Here is a 20,759-nt window from a genome sequence, read left to right as displayed (position 1 = left end):
GTACCGCCACCACCCGAACCACGCGACCGGCCCACCCACGCCCGAGCCCCCGCTCACCACCCACGGGTGACCACACACGGCAGCCCACACACCCCTGGTCACCGTCGCTGCGGTCGTCGCCGTAGGACGAAGCGTTGTCGCCCCGTGCGCGGGCTGCGTCTCGGGCACGGCCGCCCACCCGCACAACAGCGCCGACCTACACAGGGCCGACCTACACAGGGCCGACCTACACAGGGCCGCCCGCCCGCACAACACCAGCGGCCTGCGCAGGGTCACTGTCGTGTCCTGCTTCGCTGCGGTCGTCGCCGTAGGACGAAGCGTTGTCGCCCCGTGCGCGGGCTGCGCCTCGGGCCCGGCCACCGTCTTGGGCGCCACCGTCGTCTCGAGCAGGCCCGCCATCTCCGGCCCGGCCACCGTCCCGAGCGTGGCCGCCGTTTTGAGCGTGGCTGCCCTCATTACGGCCGTCGCGAGCGTCGCCGCCACCATCACGAGCACCGCCCCCGTCACCCCAGGGACTGCGACCGTCGTCGCCATCGCCGCCGTCACGATGCTCGCCACGAGCGTCGCCACCACCGCGAGCGCCGTCCCCGTCGCGGTGACGATCACGACCGCCATAGCCACCGTCATCAGGGCGGCCCCAGGCGTCGCCGTCGTCCCCGAAGCGACCCCCTTCGCCACCGGAGCGGCTCCAAGCGTCGCCGTCATCGCCGAGACGACCCCCATCGCCACCGGCGCCGCCCCGGCCGTCGTCGTCGCCGATACGGCCTCCGCCGTCACCCTGGCGGCCCGGGGTGTCGTCGGGTGGGCGCGAGCCTGGTGGGGCCGTGGGGTCGTCGTGACCCGGGGGTAGCTCCGGCGGTTTGTGGCGGAGCTCGGGCAGGGCGCGGTAGATGACGGCCGCGACCGGGACCGCAACGGCGGCGCCCGCGATGCCGGCCAGGACGCCGCCCACGGACAGCACGAGGATGATCGCCAGCGGGTGGAAGTGCAGCGCCCGGCCCACGATCAGCGGCTGCAGGACGTGGTTTTCCAGCTGCTGCTCCACGATGAGGATGCCGAGGAAGATCAACGCGTAGACGAGCCCCTTGGCGCCCAGCGTGACCAGGGTGGCGACGGTGCCGGCGAAGAAGATGCCGACGATGGGGATGAAGCTGGCGAAGAAGATGATCACCGCGAGCGGCGCCCACAGCGGCACGCCCATGCCGGCGAGCACGACGCCCATGATGAGCCCGTGCACGGCGGCCACCGCGACGGTGCCTTGGACGTAGTGCGAGAGCGTGGTCCAGGCGGCCCGGCCGGCGCGATCGACCCTGGGCGCCACCGAGCCGAACGCCTTAAGGAACCAGACCCAGATGCGGTCGCCGTCCTTGAGCAGGAAGAACGTCACGAACAGCAGCAGCACGATGGACGCGAGCACCTCGACGGCGACCGCGCCCGCGGACAGCACGGTGCCGGTGATGGCGGTGCGCTGCTCGTTGACCATGGCGGCGATCTCGTCGACGTAGTCGGTGATCTGCGCCTCTTCGAGGTGGAGCGGCCCGGTGATCAGCCACTCCTGTACGGTCCTCGCGGTCTCCTGGACCTGGCTGACCAGGCCGGGGAACTCCTCGCTCGCCCGCGCTCCGACCAGCCATCCTGTGCCGACGAGCACGGCGAGGGCGACCAGCATGGTGAGCCAGGTGGCGTAAATGGGCCGCATGCCGGCGTTGCGCAGGCTCTTGGTGAGCGGGAACAGCAACGCGGTCAGCAGAAGCGCGATCGCCACGGGCAGCGCCACGAACGCCAGGCGTGCTATGACCTGGACGATGAAGTAGACGACCACGCCGACGAGGATCAGGCAACCGGACCATGCGGCCATCCTGGCCAGCACGGGCGGCACGAGCTTGGTGGGGCGGTCGGTCAGCACGTGTTCCAGACTGGCATGTCCGGGCCCGTGACGCGCGCGGATATCGCCACCACCGCTATCAGCGAAATCCGCCCGCGGAACGCCGCCACGGCCCCATCGGTCACGGCCCGATTGCGCCACCGCGCGACACGCGGCACACGAACCAGTTTCCCGGCACGCACGCCCACCCACGACCGACACGACACCATGCACGACCACGCGACACGCACCACACCACCGGCTCCCCGGCACACGTGCGCACACGACCGTCTCCGGCCCCAGCGGCCGGCCGCGCGGCACGCGGCGCACCGCCAGCGCCCCGAGCGCCCGAGCCCGGCCCTCACGCCGGGAAGATCGGGTCTGTGCAACCGGACGGGGCCGTGTCACCGTCGTGACCATGAAGGCTCCGGTGATCCTCGCCATGCTCGCGTCCTGCCTCGCCGCCACCCCGGCCTCCGCCTCCACCCCCACCTCCGCTCCCGCCGTCACCCCCGCCTCCGGCACCACGAGGCCGGCGGGCGACGACGCCCGGCCGGTCCTGGAGGTGCTGTCCAGCCGCCCCGACCAGGTGAGCGGCGGTGACGCCCTCATCAGGGTGCACGGAGACACGAAGGTCAGGGTGCTGCGCAACGGGGAGGACGTCACGGCGGCGTTCGCCCGTACCGGCACGAGCCGTACGGGCCTGGTGACCGGCCTGCGGATCGGGGAGAACACGATCACGGCCGTCGCGGGCCGCCACCGCACGAGCATCCGCTTACGCAACCACCCCATCGAGGGCCCGATCTTCTCGGGCCCGCACCAGTACCCGTTCTTATGCAAGACGGAGCGCAGCGGCCTCGGCCCGCCCGTCGCCGACAACCAGGACGGCCAGGGCATGCGGGTCGAGGGCGGCTGGAGCAAGGACTGCTTCGCGCCGACGGTGACCGACCGGCTGTACCGCTCGACGGACGGCACGTTCAAGCCGATGCCCGCGGAGCGGCCCGCCGACATGGCGACGACGACGCTGCCTGACGGCCGCACGGTCGACTTCGTCGTCAAGCGCGAGCGCGGCGTCATCAACCGCTTCCTGTACTCGATCGCGATGCTGGAGGACGGCTGGACGGGCCGGGCGATCTACCGGTTCGACGGCGGTGTGGCGATCGGCCACGACCAGGGCACGATCGGCGGCGGCGCGCTGGACGCCTACCAGCTCGGCCAGGGCTACGCGATCATGTACTCGTCCGGGACCCGAACGAGCACGCACTACAACCTGATCCTGGGCGGCGAGACGGCCCTGATGGTCAAGGAGCGCTTCATCGAGCGCTACGGCCCGCCGCTCTACACGGTGGGCGTGGGCGCGTCGGGCGGTGCGATCCAGCAGTACATCTACGCCCAGAACCACGGCACCAGGATCATCGACGCGGCGATCCCGCAGTACTCGTATCCGGACATGGTCACCCAGACCATCCACGTGGGCGACTGCGAGCTGCTCGAACGCTACATGGACGCCCGTCCGCGCTGGGCGAAGTGGGACGACCGCACGGCGCTGATCGGCATGAACGCGAGCGACACGGTCGCGAACCCGTACACCGGAGAGCCCGGCTCCGACGAGTGCGTCAACGGCTGGCGCGGCCTGACCCCCTCACCATGAACCCGCTGTGGACCTCGAACAACGATCCCGAGTGGGAGCGCATGGACCCGCCGGGCGTGAAGGACACCGTGCAGTGGACGCACTGGGACGACCTGCGCACCGTGTACGGCGTGGACGAGCACGGCTACGCCCGTTCGGCCTGGGACAACGTGGGCGTCCAGTACGGGCTGAAGGCGCTCAGGGACGGCGTGCTGACGCCGGAGGAGTTCCTGGACCTCAACGCGCACGTGGGCTCGTGGAAGGAGGCGAAGGACATGGGGCAGGAGGGCTGCCCGTTCGTGCCCTCGGCCTGTCCCGCCGACGTCGACCCGTGGAGCGCGCGCAACGCCCACCAGGGCGACCCGGCGCCGCGCCGCACCGGCGACCCGGTGGCGATCAGGAACGTGCTCCGCAGCGGCCTGGTGTTCGGCGGCGACATCGACATCCCGGTGATCGACTGGCGTCACTACCTGGAGGACGAGCTGGACATGCACAACGCGCACCAGTCGTTCGCGGCCAGGAAGCGCATGCTGAACCACGACGGACAGGCGGGCAACCAGGTGATCTGGTTCACCGACGCGCGTCCTGACGGACCCGAGTTCGACCAGACGCCTGAGGCGCTCAAGGTGATCGACGAGTGGATGGCGAACATCCGCAGGCATCCGTCGCGCGGCGTGATCGGCAACAGGCCGCCCAAGGCCGTGGACCGCTGCTTCGCCACCGACGGCACCGAGATCGCCGCGGGTCCGCATGTCTGGGACGGCGTGCTCGACCGCCGCGCTCCCGGCGCGTGCACCGAGCGTTTCCCCCTGTACGGCACCTCGCGCACGGTCGCGGGCGGCCCGATCGAGGGCGGCGTCTTCACGTGCCGCCTGCAGCCGGTCGAGCGGGCGATCGCGAAGGGCCTGTACGGCTCCTGGAAGCCCACCGCCGAGCAGCGGGCGAGGCTGAAGCAGATCTTCCCGACGGGGGTGTGCGACTACCGCTAGCGGAATGCCGGCTTCACTCAGGTGTGGAGGGATAGGCGGAGAGTCACCCGGTAATAGAGTGACCTGCCATGGCCACCCAACGCCGCCCCGCCACCGAGACGGAGGCCCGCGCGCTGGCCTCCGCGACGCGCCTGCGCATCCTGCGGCTCTGCCTGGACGAGGCGCTGACCAACAAGGAGATCGCGGGCCGTCTCGGCGCGCACCCCGCCACGACGCTGCATCACGTGCGCAAGCTCGTGGAGACGGGGTTCCTGGCGGCCGAGCCCCGCCGCCCGGGCCCGCGCGGCTCGACGGAGATCCCCTACCGCACCACCGGCAAGACGTGGGAGATGGACGTCTGCGAGAGCGGCGTGACCGGTGCGAACGCGCCATGCTCGGCGCGTTCCTTGAGGAGGTGCGGCTGGTCGACGTGTCGGAGGGCGAGTTCGCCAGGCTCGGAGTCAGGCTCACCGAGGAGGGCCGGCAGGAGCTGTGGCGGCGGCTGCGCGAGGTGATCGAGGACTTCCGCGACCGTCCGCCACCGGCGGACGGCGCGGCCTACTCGCTCTTCATCGCGGTCCACAGGGACGTGACCAGAGACGTCACCAGGGACGCCGCCAAAGACGGCACCGAAAACCCCGGCCCCGGCCGGCGAGAAGCCGGGCCGGGGCCGGAGACGTCCTTCGAGGCGACCGGGACCTGAGACGGCCCTCAAGACGGACCGCACCGATCTTCGAGGCGTCCGTCAGAGCGTCGTCAGGCGGGCTCGGGTGCTGCCAGGTCCACCTCGACCTTGAGCTGCTCGCCGTGGTCGAGGACGAACTCCTCGACGTTGCCCGCCGCGCACACGTCGTCCTGGGCCTGCTTGAGCAGCTCGACGTCGGGCGTCCACACCGACAGCCGCGACACCTCGGCGCGCATCGACAGCTTGGCCTCGGACTTGGCCTTGCGCACCTGCGCCAGCACGTCGGAGGCGACGGCCAGCACGGCGGGGTCGCCGGTGCCGCGCTCGGCGACCGGCCAGGAGGCGCGGTGGACCGAGCCTTCGCGCCACCACGACCAGACCTCTTCGGTGACGAACGGCAGGAACGGCGCGAACAGCCGCAGCAGCACGTCGAGCGCCTGCCGCAGCGCCGCGTGCGCCGACGCGGTGGCGGGACCCGACTCGTACGCCCGCGCCTTGACCAGCTCCAGGTAGTCGTCGCAGAAGGCCCAGAAGAAGCGTTCGACGACTTCGATGGCCCTGGTGTGGTCGTAGGACTCGAACGCCTCGGTGGCCTCGCGCACGGTGTCGGCCAGCGCCGCGAGCATCGACAGGTCGAGCGGCTCGGTGACCTCGCCGTCGCTGTCGGCCAGGCCGAGCACGAACTTCGAGGCGTTGAGGATCTTGATGGCGAGCCGCCGCCCGATCTTGAGCTGCCCGGGGTCGAAGGCGGTGTCGACGCCGTAGCGGCCGTTGGCCGCCCAGTAGCGCACCGCGTCGGAGCCGTGCTTGTCGAGCAGGTCGAGCGGTGTGACGACGTTGCCCTTGGACTTGGACATCTTCTTGCGGTCGGGGTCGAGGATCCACCCCGAGATGGCCACGTCGCTCCAGGGCACCTGGTCGAACTCGTAGTGGGACCTCACCACCGTCGAGAACAGCCAGGTGCGGATGATCTCGTGGGCCTGGGGCCGCAGGTCGGCGGGGAAGACCCGCTTGAACAGGTCGTCGTCGGTGCCCCAGCGCCCGGCGATCTGCGGGGTGAGCGACGAGGTGGCCCAGGTGTCCATGACGTCGGGGTCGGCCATGAACCCGCCGGGCACGCCGCGCTGCTCCTCGGTGTAGCCGGGCGGCACGTCGGAGGACGGGTCGACGGGCAGCATGTCCTCGGTGGGCAGGATCGGCGCGTCGTGGACGGGCTGGCCGTTCTCGTCGATCGGGTACCACACCGGGAAGGGCACGCCGAAGAAGCGCTGGCGGGAGATCAGCCAGTCGCTGGTGAGCCCTTCGACCCAGTTGTCGTAGCGGACCCGCATGTGCGGCGGGTGCCAGCGGAGCTCGCGGCCGCGCTCCAGCAGCCGGCGGCGCAGCTCCTCGTCGCGCCCGCCGTTGCGGATGTACCACTGGCGGGTGGTGACGATCTCAAGGGGCTTGTCGCCGCGCTCGTAGAACTTCACCGTGCGCTTGACCGGCCTGGGCTCGCCCTCCAGGTCGCCCGACTCGCGCAGCATCTCGACGATGCGCTCGCGGGCGCTGTGGACGGTCTTGCCGGCCAGCTCCTTGTACGGCCCCGGGTCGACGCCCTCTGGCGGCTCGGGCAGCAGCCGGCCGTCCCAGCCGATGACCGGGCGGGTGGGCAGGTGCAGCTCGCGCCACCAGGTGACGTCGGTGACGTCGCCGAAGGTGCAGATCATCGCGATGCCGGTGCCCTTGTCGGGCTCGGCCAGGCGGTGGGCGAGCACCGGCACCTCGACACCGAAGATCGGGGTCAGCACGGAGGTGCCGAACAGGTCCTTGTAACGCTCGTCGTCGGGATGGGCCACCAGCGCCACGCAGGCGGGGATCAGCTCCGGCCGGGTGGTCTCGATGTAGACCGAGCCCTTCTCGCCGTAGAAGGAGATCTTGTGGAACGCGCCGGGCCACTCGCGGTCCTCCAGCTCGGCCTGGGCGACCGCGGTGCGGAAGGTGACGTCCCACAGCGTGGGAGCCTCGGCGAGGTAGGCCTCGCCGCGCAGCAGGTTGCGCAGGAACGCCCGCTGCGAGACCGCCCGTGCCTCGTCGCTGATCGTGGTGTAGAGCAGCGACCAGTCGACCGACAGGCCGATGCGCTTCCACACCTCTTCGAACGCCTGCTCGTCGATGGCGGTCAGCTTGTGGCACAGCTCCACGAAGTTGCGCCGGGAGATGGAGATCTCCCGCTTGCCGGGCTTTTCCGGCGGCACGAAGTCAGGGTCGTAGGGCAGTGACGGGTCGCAGCGCACGCCGTAGACGTTCTGCACCCGGCGCTCGGTCGGCAGGCCGTTGTCGTCCCAGCCGATCGGGTAGAACACCGACTTGCCGAGCATGCGCTGGTAGCGCGCCATGATGTCGGTGTGGGTGTAGGAGAAGATGTGACCGATGTGCAGCGAGCCCGACACGGTCGGGGGCGGCGTGTCGATCGCGTAGATCTGCTCACGCGAGGCGGACCGGTCGAAGCGGTATGTGCCCTCTTCGTCCCAGCGAGCTACCCATACCTGCTCCAAGCCGTCGAGAGTCGGCTTTTGGGGCATGGAGGGACGGCGTAGTCGCTGTTGAGTCATGCCTCCTTATGGTACGGCTTCGCGGCCCGGCAAGCGGTAGAGACTAGTGTTCGTTACAAAGGGGAAGGGAGAGCGACATGGCGGAGGAGAAGCCAGATATCGCCTGGCGCGTGATCGGCGGCCTGGTGGGTCTGGTGACGGCGTGGGCGGCCCGCAAGGTCCTGGGTTTCGCCTGGACGAAGGCGACCGGCAAGGAGCCGCCCGTCGACACCGAGTCACCCGAGGTCGGCCTCGGCGAGGCGATCGGCTACGCCGTCGTCATGGGGGTGGGCATGTCGGTGGCCCAGATCGTGGTCAACCGGACCGCCAAGAAGCGCTACGACGCGTGGAAGTCGCTGAAGCAGGTGACTCCAGGGCAGTGAGGAACTCGTTCGCCCAGCGGTCCACGTCGTAGGTGGCGACCCGGCGGCGCATCGTCCGCATCCGCCGGGCCAGCTCGTGCGGCGTGGCCCGCATGGCGTTCAGCAGCTGCCGCTTGATGTCCTCCACGTCGTAGGGGTTGACGAGGTACGACTGCCGCAGCTCGTCGGCCGCTCCGGTGAACTCGCTCAGCACCAGCGCGCCCTGCAGGTCGTGGTGGCAGGAGATGTACTCCTTGGCGACGAGGTTCATCCCGTCGCGCAGGGGCGTGACGACCATGACGTCGGCGGCGAGGTAGAGCGCGGCCAGCTCCTCCTGGTTGTAGGACTGGTGGAAGTACCAGATGGGCTGGTAGCCGAGCTGGGCGTGCTCGCCGTTGATCCGCCCGACCTGCAGCTCGATGTCGTCGCGGAGCTTGCGGTACTCGTCCACGCGTTCCCTGCTGGGCGTGGCGATCTGCACGAACACCGCCTCGCCCGGCCGCAGCCGCCCGTCCTTCAGCAGCTCGCCGAAGCCTTCGAGGCGCTGGCCGATGCCCTTGGTGTAGTCGAGGCGGTCCACGCCGAGCAGCACGTGCTCGGGCTCGCCCAGCTCGATCCTGATCTCCTTGGCCCTGGCCACGATGTGCGGCTCGCGGACGAGCGCGTCGAGGTGGGCGAAGTCCACCGAGATCGGGAACGCCTGCGTGGTGACGATACGGTCGTCCAGAAAGATCTCATTGCCCTTGTACGGCAGCCCGAGCAGCCGGCGGCACAGCCGGCGGAAGTTCGACGCGCCGCCGGGCAGCTGGAAGCCCACGAGGTCGGCGCCGAGCAATCCTTCGACGATGTCCTTGCGCCAGGGCAGCCGCCAGAACAGCTCGGTGGGCGGGAAGGGGATGTGCAAGAAGAACCCGATGCGCAGGTCGGGCCGCAAACGGCGCAGCATGGCGGGCACGAGCTGGAGCTGGTAGTCCTGCACCCAGACGACGGCGCCCTCCTCGGCCGCCTCCGCGGCGGCCTCGGCGAAGCGCTGGTTGACGGACTGGTACGCCTCCCACATCTGCCTGTCGAAGACAGGCGTCGCCACGACGTCGTGGTAGAGCGGCCACAAAGTGGCGTTCGAGAAGCCCTCGTAGTACAGCTCCACCTCGCGGGCGGACAGCGGGATGGGGATGAGGTTCATCCCGTCCTGCTGGAAGGGTTCGAGCTTCTCGTCCGGTGCACCGTGCCAGCCGGCCCAGGCTCCGTGGCGGCGCTGCATCACCGGCGCGATCGCGGTGACGAGCCCGCCAGGACTCCTGCGCCACGAGGCCGTTCCGTCGGGTTCGATCGTGCGGTCCACCGGCAATCGGTTCGCGACGATCAGAAACGAGCTACGGCCAGTCAACGCAGTCCTCCTATGGGGTCATATGTCAGGAAAGCCGCCTAGCGCGCGGCTAACAGCGGCCGCTACCTGCTCCGGGCCCGCCTGGGGGAGGATCGCGGCGATGTGGGAGTCGGGCCTGATGATCCATGCTTCATCCGGCCCGGCGCCGAGCCTCTCAGCGAGCGAGCCAGTCCCATCGATCTCCGCGAGCCCGCGAACGGCGAGCGGCGCCGTAATGACCTTGCCCAAGACCTGCGCAAACAAACTCGAATTGCACATATCACCCAATAGCACGAGAAATCCGTCTCGGGTGATCTCGCGTAGTCTGCCGCCCGGCAGCGCCATATCCGGCAGGATCACGCCGGGCACCGGCGGGCACGACCTGCCCTTCGGCGGCCGGCCCGCGAACGGGCGGAAGGGCTCGGGCGTGGTCAGCGGTGAGTCCACGTACCAGAAGGGCTCGGCGAAACGGCCGGAGTCGATCTCCTCCACGCGCCCGCCCTCCAGCGCGGCCCGCCGCCGCATGCGCTCCTCCACGGTCCTCGGCACGAGAAAGCGCATGGTGGCGCCGGTGACCTCGAGGTTCTCCCGCGCGGCGGCGTGCCGCTCCAGGTGGTAGGACTCCAGCAGCTCGTCCCCCGCCCAGCCGTTGAGCACGAAGGCGAGCTTCCACGCGGCGTTCTCGGCGTCCGGCACCCCGGAGTTGAGCCCGCGCGCCCCGAACGGCGCCACCAGGTGCGCGCAGTCGCCGGCCAGCAGCACCCGGCCGACCCGCATGCAGGAGGCCAGGCGGGCGTGGAAGCGGTAGGTGCTGTGCCACAGCAGCTCGTACGGGCGGTCGCCGATGATCTGCCGGATCTTCCGCGCGATGTCGGCGTCGGTGGGGACGAAGTCGGGCGCGATCTGCCAGTCGATCCGGTACGTGCCCCCGGGGCACGGGTGGATGAGCACCTGACGCCCCGGGTTCCACACGGGGTCGAAGTAGAAGCGGCGCTCGTTCTCCCAGCCCGGCAGATCGGCCTTGATGTCGCAGATCAGGAACTGGTCGTCGAAGGTCTCCCCGGTGAACTCCACGCCGAGCGCCGCGCGCACCGCCTGGCCCCGCGCGCCCGCGCAGGCCAGCACGTACGGCGCGCGCAGCCGCCGCTGCCCGCAGTGGACGGTGACGCCGGTGGCGTCCTGGGTCAGCCCGGTCACCTCGTGCCCCCAGCGCACCTCGATGAGCGGCTGGGCGGCGATCGCGGCGTCGAGGATCTGCTCGGTGCGGGTCTGGGAGATGTTCACGCACGGCGGCAGCGGCCCCTCGCGCTCGAACGTCCAGGAGAACAGCTCGCGGTCGCGGTAGTAGGTGCGGGCGGTGGTCCAGGCCAGCCCCTCCTCGGCGATCTGCGGCGCCCCCGCGGCGGCCCAGATGTCGAGCACGTCGCGCTGCTGGCAGATCGACTTCGACCCGCCGCTCCCCCGCCCAGGCCGCTGGTCCAGCACCAGCACCTGAACGCCCCAGCGGGCCAGCAGCAGCGCGGCGGTCTGCCCGACCGGGCCCGCGCCGATCACGATGACCTGCGGGTCGGCGCTCATGACTGGAGTTCGTCCCAGACCTGCCGGTCGCGCTCGGCGGTCCAGATGCGGGGCCGTTCGACACCGTGCAGCTCGTCCCACAGCCGCGAGACGTTGAACGGCAGGCAGTGCTCGAAGATCGGCCAGGAGCCGTAGCGGGGCGCGAGCGCCTTGTGCGTGCGCTCGAACGCCTCCTTCACCGACCCGGCGGCGCTCACCTCGCGCATCATGACGGTCAGGAAGTCGCGGGTCTGGCCGATGGCCGCCGCAACGGCGTCCTTGCCGTGCGCCACCGCTCCCCTGCCGCCGACCAGCGTCTCGGCCCCGAACGAGGCCACCCGGTCGAGCGTGGACGAGGCCCAGTCGCGGTGGAACGCGTCGCCGGTGTAGAGGGCGGCCTGCGACTCCACCAGGTCGCCGGCGAACAGCACGCGCCGCTCGGGCAGCCAGGCCACCAGGTCGCCCTCGGTGTGGCCGCGCCCGCAGTACTGCAGGACCAGGTCGCCGCGCCCGCCGCCCAGGTCGATGGTGAAGCGGTCGCTGAAGGTCGCCGTCGGCCAGGTCAGGCCGGGGATCGAGCCGGGCTCTTCGAACAGGCGGGGCATCCTCGCGTACTCGCTGGCCCAGTCCTGCTCGCCGCGCTCGGCGATCAGCTCGCGGGTCTTCTCGTGCGCGACGATCACGTCGGCCCCGAAAGCGGAGGCGCCGAGCACCCTGACCGCGTGGTAGTGGGAGAGCACGAGGTACCTGATCGGCTTGTCCGTGTGCTCGCGCAGCCTGGCCAGCCACCGGCGGGCGGCCACCGGCGTGGCCATGGCCTCGAAGCAGACGAGGAAGTCCTCGCCCTCGATGGCTCCCACGTTGGGGTCGCCTTCGGCGGTGAGCGCGTACACGCCGTCCGCCAGGATCTCCAGGGACTGCCGCTTCTCGCCGAGGTCCGCCGACGAGGCGAACGGCTTCGCCATCGCTGTCTCCTCCCGCTCAGGGCACCACCGCTTCCGGCCGGGTCGGTCCGGTGCGGCGTGCACGCTCCTAGGAGTCTCTTCCCGCTCGCGCCCCGGCTGTCCCGGGGCACGCGTGGTGGCTCTTGACAGGCGCGTCCCGCCGGTGATTGGTTTACCGAACATTCGGTCAGTTGACAAGGGAGACCGTTGTGGATAGTGCGCGCCGCATGATGGACGCGGACACCGCATCAGCCGCCCTGGGCATCGTGCCGGAGGAGCTGGGCGAGGGCCGGGCGGTGTGCCGCATGACGGTGACCCCGCAGATGGTCAACGGGCACGGCATCTGCCACGGCGGCTACGTCTTCCTGCTGGCCGACACCGCGTTCGCGTGCGCGTGCAACAGCCATGGGCCGGTCACGGTGGCGGCGGGGGCGGAGATCACCTTCGTCTCCCCGGCACACGCGGGCGACGTACTGATCGCCGAGGCGGAGGAGCGCACGCGCTACGGCCGCAACGGCGTCTACGACGTCACCGTGCGCAGGCCCGACGGTCAGGTGGTCGCGGAGTTCCGCGGCCGGAGCCGGGAACTGAAGTGAGACGGCCGACATGAGACTGGGACGACCCCCCGCACCCGACGAGCTCGACCCCATCGAGCGCGTCTCCCGCGACGAGCTGACGGCGCTGCAGCTCGAACGCCTGCGGCACACCCTCGACCACGCCTATCGCAACGTCCCCCTCTACCGGGAGAAGTTCGACGCGGCGGGCGTGCATCCGAACGACTGCAAGGAGCTCGCCGACCTGGCCAAGTTCCCCTTCACCACGAAGGAGGACCTGCGGCGCAGCTACCCGTTCGGCATGTTCGCGGTGCCCCGCGAGCAGGTGGCGCGGATCCACGCCTCCAGCGGCACCACCGGGCGCGCCACCGTGGTCGGCTACACCAAGCGCGACCTGGACGTGTGGTCGGAGGTGATGGCCCGCTCGATCCGCGCCTCCGGCGGCCGGCCGGGCGACATCGTGCACGTGGCCTACGGCTACGGCCTGTTCACCGGCGGGCTGGGCGCGCACTACGGCGCCGAGCGGCTGGGCTGCACGGTGGTGCCGGTCTCCGGCGGCATGACGCCCCGGCAGGTGCGGCTCATCGAGGACTTCAAGCCCGACGTCATCATGGTGACGCCGTCGTACATGCTGGCCCTGCTGGACGAGTTCGCGAACCAGGGGCTCGACCCCCGCGCCACCTCGCTGCGGGTCGGCATCTTCGGCGCCGAGCCGTGGACGGAGAAGATGCGCGCCGAGATCGAGGACGCCTTCGACCTCGACGCGGTGGACGTCTACGGCCTGTCGGAGGTGATCGGCCCCGGCGTGGCCAACGAGTGCGTCGAGACCAAGGACGGGCTGCACGTCTGGGAGGACCACTTCTATCCCGAGATCATCGACCCGTTCACCGGCGAGCCGGTGGAGCCCGGCGAGAAGGGCGAGCTGGTCTTCACCACCCTCACCAAGGAGGCCATGCCGGTCATCCGCTACCGCACCCGCGACCTGACCCGGCTGCTGCCCGGCACCGCGCGGCCCGCGTTCCGCCGCATGGAGAAGGTGACGGGCCGCACCGACGACATGATCATCCTGCGCGGCGTGAACGTCTTCCCCACCCAGATCGAGGAGATCGTGCTCGGGATCGAGGGCCTGTCGCCGCACTTCCAGCTCAGGCTCACCCGTCCGGAACGGCTCGACGTGATGACGGTCAGGGTCGAGGCGCGGCCCGGGTTCGCGGAGGGGCGCGAGGCGGCGGCGCGGGCGCTGCGCAGGGCCGTCAAGGAGACCGTGGGCGTGAGCGTCGAGGTCGAGGTGGTGGACCCCGAGACGCTGGAGCGGTCGGTGGGCAAGCTCAAGCGCGTCATCGACGAGCGCCGCGGCTGAGGCCGCCGGATGAGAGGGGCGCCGCGCCTGAAGCCGCTGCTGGGCGGCCGGATGTGACGCCAGATTCGAGGCGGGGTGTGAGGCCGGTTGTGGGACCGGCCGCGCGCTAGGACTCCAGCTCGCCGCGCGGCCCGCCGCGTACGGGCTTCGGCGCGGGGGCCTCGGGTAGCGGGGCCTTGATGCGCAGGTCGGCGCGGATGGCCTCGCCGAGTTTCTTCGTGGCCATGCGGTTGAGCGTCCCGCCGGCGACGGCACCGGTGAGGAACGGCCCGAACGTGCTGAGATGGCGGCCGAGCGTGCGCATGAGGCGGTTGCGCAGGGCCGTCTTGGTGGCCGCGCCGAGCGCCAGGGAGACGGACGCGGGCGCGAGGGGGTCGATGCCGCGCTGCTTGGCCCAGGCGGCGGTGAAGGCGATGGCACGCTGGGTGCCCGAGCCCTGGACGTGGACGCCGTAGACCTCGTGCAGCTCGGCCAGCAGCTTGACCTCGATGGCCGCGACGACGATCGTCTCGGCGACGAGCTGCGCGGGGGCGGAGAGCAGGAGGGGCGGCGCGGCGAACTCGGCCGCGGCCAGTGCTCCGCCGATGGCGCCTACCGTCATCGTGGCCTTCTGTGCGGTGCGCACCAGGTCGTCGGCGAGCTGTTCGCCGGTCAGGCCGTGATGATGCTCGGAAAGCGTGTGCAGGTCCCTGATCGGGATGCGCGGCGCGATGTTGAGGAAGACGTCGGCCAGCCAGCGGCCGCGGCCGGCGCCGGTGGCGCGGGCCCGCTTCGCTCCTTGGCTGAGCTTCTGCGCGAGTCGGCCGAGCAGCCTGCGCCGCTCGGCCGGCTCGAGCTCACCCGGAGCGGTGAGCCTGCCGACGAGCTCGCCGACCTCGCGGTCGGGGCCGGCGACCTCATCGTCCGGTTGGCGGTCTTTCTCCGGTTCGGCCACGCGTTGCCTCCGTAACTGACGTCGCGATCGCTCGGGTTCGTGGGCTGTCGTGGTCCTCGGTCCCCTTACCCGGAAGCTCGGTCGCTCCAGTGGTCAGGCGGCGCACTCCCGGCAGACCTGCTGGCCGTTCTTCTCGGAGGCCAGCTGGCTGCGGTGGTGCACCAGGAAGCAGCGTGAGCAGGTGAACTCGTCCGCCTGACGGGGGATCACCCGCAGGGAGAGCTCTTCGTTCGACAGGTCGGCACCGGGCAGTTCGAGCGACTCCGCCAGGTCGGTCTCATCGATGTCGATGCTGCCGGACGACTTGTCGGTGCGCCGCGCCTGCAGCTCCTGGAGGCTGTCTTCACCCAGGTCGTCGTCTGTCTTGCGCGGGCTGTCGTAGTCGGTAGCCATTGTGCTTACTCCATCCCCCTCATCCATATGTCTTCGCGCTCGTCGCGCGTCTTCTAACGTCCAGGAAGCCCATCTTGTGCCCGTTCCGTCGGGGAGATTTCCCATCGGTACCCCGAGGAAACGGACGACGAACCTCCCAACACGTCAGGGCCTGCTGCCGTCGGCAATGGTTAGCCAAATATGGCGAAACCCACAGCCTTGGCGTCATGCACCACCGTGTTCGACGGCACATCCAACCACATGTACGGCGAGAACGAGACGCCCCCTTGCGACAACACGCGGACGAACGCACCGGGAACGTCTCCGCGTCAGCGCGACGGTAGCCGAATGGTCACGACAAGCCCCCCGCCGTCGCGCGGCACGGCGGCGACATTCCCGCCGTGGGCCTGCACGACCGCGCGGACGATGGACAACCCGAGACCGGCGCCCTTGGCCGAATCCACCCGATCCGCATGGAGCCTCCTGAACGGCTCGAACAGGCTGTTCACCTCGTACGCGGGGACGTGCTGCCCCGTGTTGGCCACCTGAACAACCAAGGCCCCGTCCACCATTCCCGTGCGGATCCAGACTTTTCCGCTTTCGGGAATGTTGTACTTCACCGCGTTCTCGAGCAGGTTGCTCACCGACCGCTCCAGGAGCACCGGATCGCCCACGGTAGGCGCGCTGACCAGATCGGTGACGACGCTCACACCGTGTTCCTCGGCGAACGGCGTGACCTGTTCGACCGCCGACTGCGCGACCTCCTTGACGTCCAGCGGTTTGCGCACCGCGAGTTCGCGTTCACTCCTGGCGAGCAGCAGCAGGCCCTCGATGAGCTTCTCGTTACGCGCGTTGACCTCGAGGAGGGTACGGCCGAGCGCTTTGAGGTCCTCGGACGCCTGCGGATCGGAAAGCGCGATCTCCAGGACCGTCCTGTTGATGGTGAGCGGCGTGCGCAATTCGTGGGAGGCGTTGGCCACGAACCTTCGCTGGGTGTCGAAGGCGACGTTGAGCCGGGTCAGCATGGCGTCGAAGGTGTCGGCCAGCTCCTTCAGCTCGTCGTTGGGGCCTTCGAGCGCGATGCGCTGGTGTGCCAGCGTGCTCTCCGAGAGCTTCCGGGCCGTCGCGGTCATCTGCGCGACGGGCTTCAGCGTCCGGTCGGCCACGAAGTAGCCGATGATGAGCGCGAGGATGCCCACGCCCGCCAGCGCCATGACGGAGCTGTACAGCAGCGCGTCGCGGGCCTTGTCGATGGCCATCTGCTGGAACTGCTGCCAGCGCTGCTGCAGGCGCGCGTCGGAGAAGGGGTCGAGCCCGAGGTCGATGGCCGGCCACGCCTCGCTGATGGCGTTGCCGATGATGGCGTACATCGACAGCAGCAACGCCACGGCGGCGGCGAACACCAGGGCGCCGTAGGTGAGGGTCAGGCGCCACCGGATGCTGACCTTGCCGGGAAGCTCCTTCACACGTTCCATGGTGGAGCGCTGATGGAGCGCCTGCGCGGGCGGAGGGGGGCCGTCCCACACCGGCGGACCCGTCGGGGGCGGCGGCGTCTCCTGTACGCGCGTCGCCTTTCGCTCGGAATGCGGGCTGATCATGGGATGCGTCGGAGCCGTTTCACGCTCTGGCCTGTCCGTCACAACTTGTACCCAACCCCGGGCACGGTCTCGATCACCTGAGGCTCGCCCAGCTTCTTGCGCAGCGTCATCATGGTCACCCGGACGACGTTCGTGAAGGGATCGATGTTCTCGTCCCATGCCTTGTCGAGCAGGTCCTCCTGGCTGACCACGGCGCCCTCGGCCCGCATCAGCTCCTCGAGCACCGCGAACTCCTTCTTGGTCAGCACGACCTCCCTGCCGTCGCGCTCCACCAGCCGCTTGCCGGGGTCGAGCCGGATGCCGGCCCGCTCGAGCACGGGCGGCAGCGCGGGGGCGGAGCGGCGGCCGAGCGCGCGCACCCGGGCCACCAGCTCGATGAACACGAACGGCTTGGCCAGGTAGTCGTCGGCGCCCAGGCCGAGGCCCTCCACCTTGTCGTCCACGTCGCCGGAGGCGGTCAGCATGAGGATGCGCGAGGCCGTGCGCTGCTCCACCAGCCTGCGGCACACCTCGTCGCCGTGCACGACCGGCAGGTCGCGGTCCAGCACGATCACGTCGTAGTCGATGTAAGAGGTACGCTCCAGCGCCCCGCCGCCGTCGTAGGCGACGTCGACCGCCATGGCCTCGCGCCGCAACCCCGTCGCGATCGCGTCGGCCAGCACCTTCTCGTCCTCAACCACCAGCACGCGCACGCTCGGTACACCTCTCTCCCATTCCGGTCACTCATTCTGGCCACAGCCTCGATAAGCGCACGGTAAGGCATGTTCCGGCCGCTCTGGACCACGGGCGGGGCGCGGCAGGGCCGGCGTGCGGCCGCCTTACGGAAGCTTGGTGAAATTCATGTTTCAGAAGGCGAGGACCTGGGGTATGCCAGCGGGACACCCATTGCCCGGGCATCAGCCCACGATGGCAATGCTTCGCCCTTGCACGGAACGGACCCCCGGAGAGTAGGTGAGATGGGCGAGTTCACCACCACGATCGAACACCGCCTCGACCAGGCTTACAAGAACCTGCGGGAGGCCCGCAGCGCCGGCGACGACTACCTCGCCGACACCCTCACCGCCGAGATCGAGGACCTGCGGCGCCTGGCCGACGATCACGGCATCCCACTGCCCCGCTAGCCGAAGCGAAACGGCCGGAGCCCCATGGCTCCGGCCGTTTCGCGTGCCCGGCTCGGCGGCTCAGGCGTCGCGCAGCGGGTCGAGCGAGGCCAGCAGGTCGTGCAGGTCCTCGAACAGCCCGGGAGCGGCGCACAGCGCGAACTCGGGGCTGATCGGCGCGCCGTGCAGCCCGCCGATCCTGGCGCCGGACTCGGTGGCCACGAGACCGGCGGCCGCGAAGTCCCACTTGTTGACGCCGCGCTCGTAGTAGCCGTCCAGCCGGCCCGCGGCCACCGAGCAGATGTCGATGGCGCACGAGCCGCCGCGCCGGATGTCGCGGACGCGCGGCAGCACCTTGGCCACCACCTCGCCCTGCACCTGGCGGCGGGCCTTGGCGTAGCCGAAGCCGGTGCCGATCAGCGCCTGCTCCAGCGGCACCCCGGTGTTGCAGTGCAGCCGCTCGCCGCCGAGGAAGGCGCCCTCGCCGCGCGCGGCGGTGTAGACCTCGCCGCGCGCCGGCACGTTCACCACGCCGGCCACGATCTCGCCCGCCACCTCGACGGCGATCGACACCGCCCAGTCGGGCAGGCCGTACAGGAAGTTGACGGTGCCGTCGATGGGGTCGACGATCCACCGCACGTCGGACTCGCCGGGCGCCTCCCCCTGCTCTTCGCCGAGGATGCGGTCGCCGGGCCGCGCGGCCGCGATGCGCTCGCGGATGAGCGCCTCCGACGCCTTGTCCAGGGCGGTGACCACGTCGGTGGGGCTTGACTTGGTCTCGACCTCGCGGGACATCGTGGGCCGCTTGGCGAGCAGCATCTCGCCGGCCTCGCGGGCGATCTCCTCGGCGAGCCTCAGGAAGTCCGTCATCAGGCCACCGACTCCGGTCGCTTCCACTCCTGGCCGAGCACGTGGTGGCCGAGGAACGCGAGCACGGTCTCGTACCAGGCGACGATGTTGCCCGGCTTGAGTATCCAGTGGTTCTCGTCCGGGAAGTACAGGAACTTCGCGTCCACCTCGGTGCGGCGCAGGTCCCACCACAGCCGCAGCGCCTCGCCGATCGGCACCCGGTAGTCCTTGTCGCCGTGGATGACGAGCATCGGGGTGGTGATGCGGTCGAGCGACCTGTGCGGCGACAGCAGCTGGTAGCGCTCGCCGCCGGGCTCGCCGAACTCCCGCTGCCAGTACGCGGCGAAGTCGGTGGTGCCGGAGAACTGGTCGAGGTACCACAGCGAGGCGTGGGTGACGATGGCCTTGTAACGGTCGGTGTGCCCGGCGAGCCAGTTGGCCATGTAGCCGCCGAAGGAGCCGCCCATCGCGGCGGTGCGGGTGGCGTCGATGTCGTCCCTGGCGATGGTGGCGTCCACGATCGCGTCGAGGTCGGCCTGGGTGCGCGGGCCCCAGTTGCCCCAGCCCCTGTCGATCATCTCCTGGCCGTAGCCGGTGGACATGCAGGGGTCGGGCAGGAGGACGGCGTAGCCGTGCTGGGCGAGGATCCACGCCTGCCAGCGCCACTGCCAGTCGTTCCACGAGCCGAGCGGGCCGCCGTGGATGAACATCACCAGCGGGGCCGGGTCCGTGGCCGAGGCGGACTCGGGCAGGGCGAGCCAGCCGCGGATGGTGGCGCCGTCGTCGGCGGTGGCGGTGACCTCGGTGAGCGTGCCGGGCACCTCGGGGCGCGGCGCGGGCGAGGGCAGGTCGGTGACCTCGCCGGTGGCGGCGTCGATCCTGGCCGGGCCGGGGGCGAGCGCGATGCCGCTGTGCAGGGCGTAGACGAAGCGCCCGTCGGGCGACGGGTTGACGTGCAGGTACGCGGCGTCGTCGCCGGTGAGCCCGGTGGCCTCGCCGTCGAGCGGCACGCGGAAGACCGGGCGGCGGCCCTGGTGGTCGGCGACGAGGTAGACGGCCGAGGAGTCGGGTGCCCAGGCGACGTCCATGGGGAACAGGTCGGGCGCGTACGCGCGGCCCTGCCCGGTGGCGAGGTCGGCGATCCACAGCTCGGAGCGCGCCGACACGTCGTAGCCGGTCTTGCGGTCGCGGTTGCAGGCGACCTTGGTGCCGTCGGGCGAGACGGCGAGCGGGCCCTGGAAGTCGGCGTCTGCGTCGCTGAGCAGCACGCGGCGTTCGCCGGTCGCGACGTCGATGACCACCAGATCCGTGCGGGTGTCTCCCTTGGGCAGGTACTGCCGCCAGGTCACGACGACGGACGCGCCGTCGGGGGTCAGCTCGAAGTCGCACTCGCGCAGCGCGTCACCCGCGTCGGGGGTGAGGTCGCGGACGTCTTCGAGCCGGTCGGCGCCGAGCCTGCCGGCGAACAGGCGGGGCCGGCCGGGGCCGAGGTCGTGGTCCCAGTACCGCACCGGGTAGTTCTCGTGCAGGATGGCGCTGATCCCGGCGTCCTTGCGGGCCTTGCGCTTGGCGGCGTCGGCCGACTCCTCGCCGTCGAGCACGTCGGAGACGAAGACGACCACGTCGCCCGCCGTGCGCACGGCGCCGATGCCGCCCGGCCTGCTCGCCACCTGGCGGGCCTCGCCGCCGGCGCGGGGCAGCAGCCACAGGGCGGGCACCTCGTCGGTGGAGTCCTTCTCGGTGGGGTCGGGGCGGGCGGAGGTGAACAGCAGGTCTCCGTCCGCGGTGAAGACGGCGGCCGACTCGCCCTTGGCCGACCGGGTCAGCCGGTACGGCTCGCCGTCCACGGGGATCGCCCAGAGCGCGGTGCCGAACGACTTGCCGTCGGGGTTCAGGGACTGGACGGTCGAGACCAGGCGGGACCCGTCGGGGGAAAGCTTGAGCGAGAGAACTCGGGGGATGGCCACATAGTCGCGTATGTCGTTGAATGCGCTCACCCGTCCGAACCTACCTCGCGGCCTGGACCGCCGACACACCCGCATA

Annotated in this window: 18 protein-coding genes and 1 pseudogene; 8 read left to right on the top strand and 11 right to left on the bottom strand. The window is 70.6% G+C overall.

Annotation, left to right across the window (positions count from 1 at the left end):
- Positions 1-226: 226 nt before the first annotated feature.
- Complete coding sequence (locus ACGFIM_RS26705; RefSeq protein ID WP_393204961.1) at positions 227-1,906, bottom strand: AI-2E family transporter; 1,680 nt, start codon at positions 1,904-1,906, stop codon at positions 227-229.
- 376 nt (positions 1,907-2,282) lie between these two features.
- On the opposite strand from ACGFIM_RS26705, the gene ACGFIM_RS26700 reads away from it, so the two are divergent.
- The 4 genes and pseudogenes from ACGFIM_RS26700 (at position 2,283) to ACGFIM_RS26685 (ending at position 5,165) form a co-directional block, all read left to right on the top strand.
- Complete coding sequence (locus ACGFIM_RS26700; RefSeq protein WP_393204958.1) at positions 2,283-3,515, top strand: DUF6351 family protein; 1,233 nt, start codon at positions 2,283-2,285, stop codon at positions 3,513-3,515.
- Entirely contained in the window at positions 3,512-4,483 is a 972-nt protein-coding gene (locus ACGFIM_RS26695) for a DUF6351 family protein (protein ID WP_393204955.1), read from the top strand. The genes ACGFIM_RS26700 and ACGFIM_RS26695 overlap by 4 nt, the downstream gene beginning before the upstream one ends.
- Positions 4,484-4,551: 68 nt before the next feature.
- Positions 4,552-4,695, top strand: a pseudogene (locus ACGFIM_RS26690) (transcriptional regulator); the annotation flags it as partial.
- A gap of 110 nt (positions 4,696-4,805) precedes the next feature.
- The gene (locus ACGFIM_RS26685; protein ID WP_393205948.1) at positions 4,806-5,165 is read left to right on the top strand and encodes a hypothetical protein; all 360 of its coding nucleotides are present in this window, start codon (positions 4,806-4,808) and stop codon (positions 5,163-5,165) included.
- 53 nt (positions 5,166-5,218) lie between these two features.
- Here ACGFIM_RS26685 and valS read toward each other — a convergent pair whose 3' ends face one another.
- Positions 5,219-7,711, bottom strand: a complete 2,493-nt coding sequence (gene valS / locus ACGFIM_RS26680) for a valine--tRNA ligase (protein WP_393205899.1) — start codon at positions 7,709-7,711, stop codon at positions 5,219-5,221.
- 107 nt (positions 7,712-7,818) lie between these two features.
- Here valS and ACGFIM_RS26675 point away from each other — a divergent pair, with 107 nt between their 5' ends.
- Complete coding sequence (locus ACGFIM_RS26675; protein WP_393204952.1) at positions 7,819-8,103, top strand: DUF4235 domain-containing protein; 285 nt, start codon at positions 7,819-7,821, stop codon at positions 8,101-8,103.
- Here ACGFIM_RS26675 and ACGFIM_RS26670 read toward each other — a convergent pair.
- From ACGFIM_RS26670 to ACGFIM_RS26660, 3 genes are read right to left on the bottom strand one after another with little or no spacing between them, the layout of a single operon-like run.
- Entirely contained in the window at positions 8,036-9,469 is a 1,434-nt protein-coding gene (locus tag ACGFIM_RS26670; protein ID WP_364067268.1) for a trehalose-6-phosphate synthase, read from the bottom strand. The two genes, ACGFIM_RS26675 and ACGFIM_RS26670, sit on opposite strands and share 68 nt — an antisense overlap.
- Before the next feature lie 18 nt (positions 9,470-9,487).
- A complete protein-coding gene (locus ACGFIM_RS26665; protein ID WP_393204949.1) occupies positions 9,488-11,026 on the bottom strand; it encodes an FAD-dependent monooxygenase in 1,539 nt (512 codons plus the stop codon).
- Entirely contained in the window at positions 11,023-11,970 is a 948-nt protein-coding gene (locus ACGFIM_RS26660) for an MBL fold metallo-hydrolase (protein ID WP_393204946.1), read from the bottom strand. Before ACGFIM_RS26660 ends, ACGFIM_RS26665 begins: the two co-directional genes overlap by 4 nt.
- Before the next feature lie 206 nt (positions 11,971-12,176).
- Here ACGFIM_RS26660 and paaI point away from each other — a divergent pair, with 206 nt between their 5' ends.
- Complete coding sequence (gene paaI / locus ACGFIM_RS26655) at positions 12,177-12,545, top strand: hydroxyphenylacetyl-CoA thioesterase PaaI (protein ID WP_393205896.1); 369 nt, start codon at positions 12,177-12,179, stop codon at positions 12,543-12,545.
- Positions 12,546-12,555: 10 nt separating this feature from the next.
- Complete coding sequence (gene paaK, locus ACGFIM_RS26650) at positions 12,556-13,863, top strand: phenylacetate--CoA ligase PaaK (protein WP_393204943.1); 1,308 nt, start codon at positions 12,556-12,558, stop codon at positions 13,861-13,863.
- A gap of 106 nt (positions 13,864-13,969) precedes the next feature.
- Here paaK and ACGFIM_RS26645 read toward each other — a convergent pair whose 3' ends face one another.
- The 4 genes from ACGFIM_RS26645 to ACGFIM_RS26630 all read right to left on the bottom strand — a co-directional run bounded on the left by ACGFIM_RS26645 (position 13,970) and on the right by ACGFIM_RS26630 (position 17,459).
- Positions 13,970-14,797: a hypothetical protein gene (locus tag ACGFIM_RS26645; RefSeq protein WP_393204940.1), complete on the bottom strand. Its 828-nt coding sequence runs from the start codon at positions 14,795-14,797 to the stop codon at positions 13,970-13,972.
- Positions 14,798-14,890: 93 nt separating this feature from the next.
- On the bottom strand, positions 14,891-15,190 hold the full coding sequence (locus ACGFIM_RS26640; protein ID WP_020542847.1) for a DUF4193 domain-containing protein: 300 nt from the start codon (positions 15,188-15,190) through the stop codon (positions 14,891-14,893).
- 308 nt (positions 15,191-15,498) lie between these two features.
- The gene (locus tag ACGFIM_RS26635; RefSeq protein WP_393204937.1) at positions 15,499-16,767 is read right to left on the bottom strand and encodes a sensor histidine kinase; all 1,269 of its coding nucleotides are present in this window, start codon (positions 16,765-16,767) and stop codon (positions 15,499-15,501) included.
- Between the two features lie 38 nt (positions 16,768-16,805).
- Complete coding sequence (locus tag ACGFIM_RS26630) at positions 16,806-17,459, bottom strand: response regulator transcription factor (protein WP_364067254.1); 654 nt, start codon at positions 17,457-17,459, stop codon at positions 16,806-16,808.
- A 264-nt stretch (positions 17,460-17,723) separates the two neighbouring features.
- Here ACGFIM_RS26630 and ACGFIM_RS26625 point away from each other — a divergent pair, with 264 nt between their 5' ends.
- Positions 17,724-17,888, top strand: a complete 165-nt coding sequence (locus tag ACGFIM_RS26625; RefSeq protein WP_364067252.1) for a hypothetical protein — start codon at positions 17,724-17,726, stop codon at positions 17,886-17,888.
- A gap of 60 nt (positions 17,889-17,948) precedes the next feature.
- On the opposite strand, the gene ACGFIM_RS26620 is transcribed toward ACGFIM_RS26625, so the two are convergent.
- Both ACGFIM_RS26620 and ACGFIM_RS26615 read right to left on the bottom strand, forming a co-directional pair.
- Positions 17,949-18,737, bottom strand: coding sequence for an inositol monophosphatase family protein (locus tag ACGFIM_RS26620; RefSeq protein WP_393204933.1), 789 nt, complete (start codon positions 18,735-18,737; stop codon positions 17,949-17,951).
- Positions 18,737-20,758 carry a S9 family peptidase gene (locus ACGFIM_RS26615; RefSeq protein ID WP_393204930.1) on the bottom strand — a complete coding sequence of 674 codons (2,022 nt, stop codon included), beginning with the start codon at positions 20,756-20,758 and terminating at the stop codon, positions 18,737-18,739. Before ACGFIM_RS26615 ends, ACGFIM_RS26620 begins: the two co-directional genes overlap by 1 nt.
- Position 20,759: the final 1 nt, after the last annotated feature.

It is taken from the genome of Nonomuraea sp. NPDC049309 (assembly GCF_043196965.1).
Classification (GTDB): domain Bacteria; phylum Actinomycetota; class Actinomycetes; order Streptosporangiales; family Streptosporangiaceae; genus Nonomuraea; species Nonomuraea fastidiosa.
Note: the sequence above shows the minus strand (reverse complement) of the source record. Positions and strands in the feature narration are given on the sequence as shown.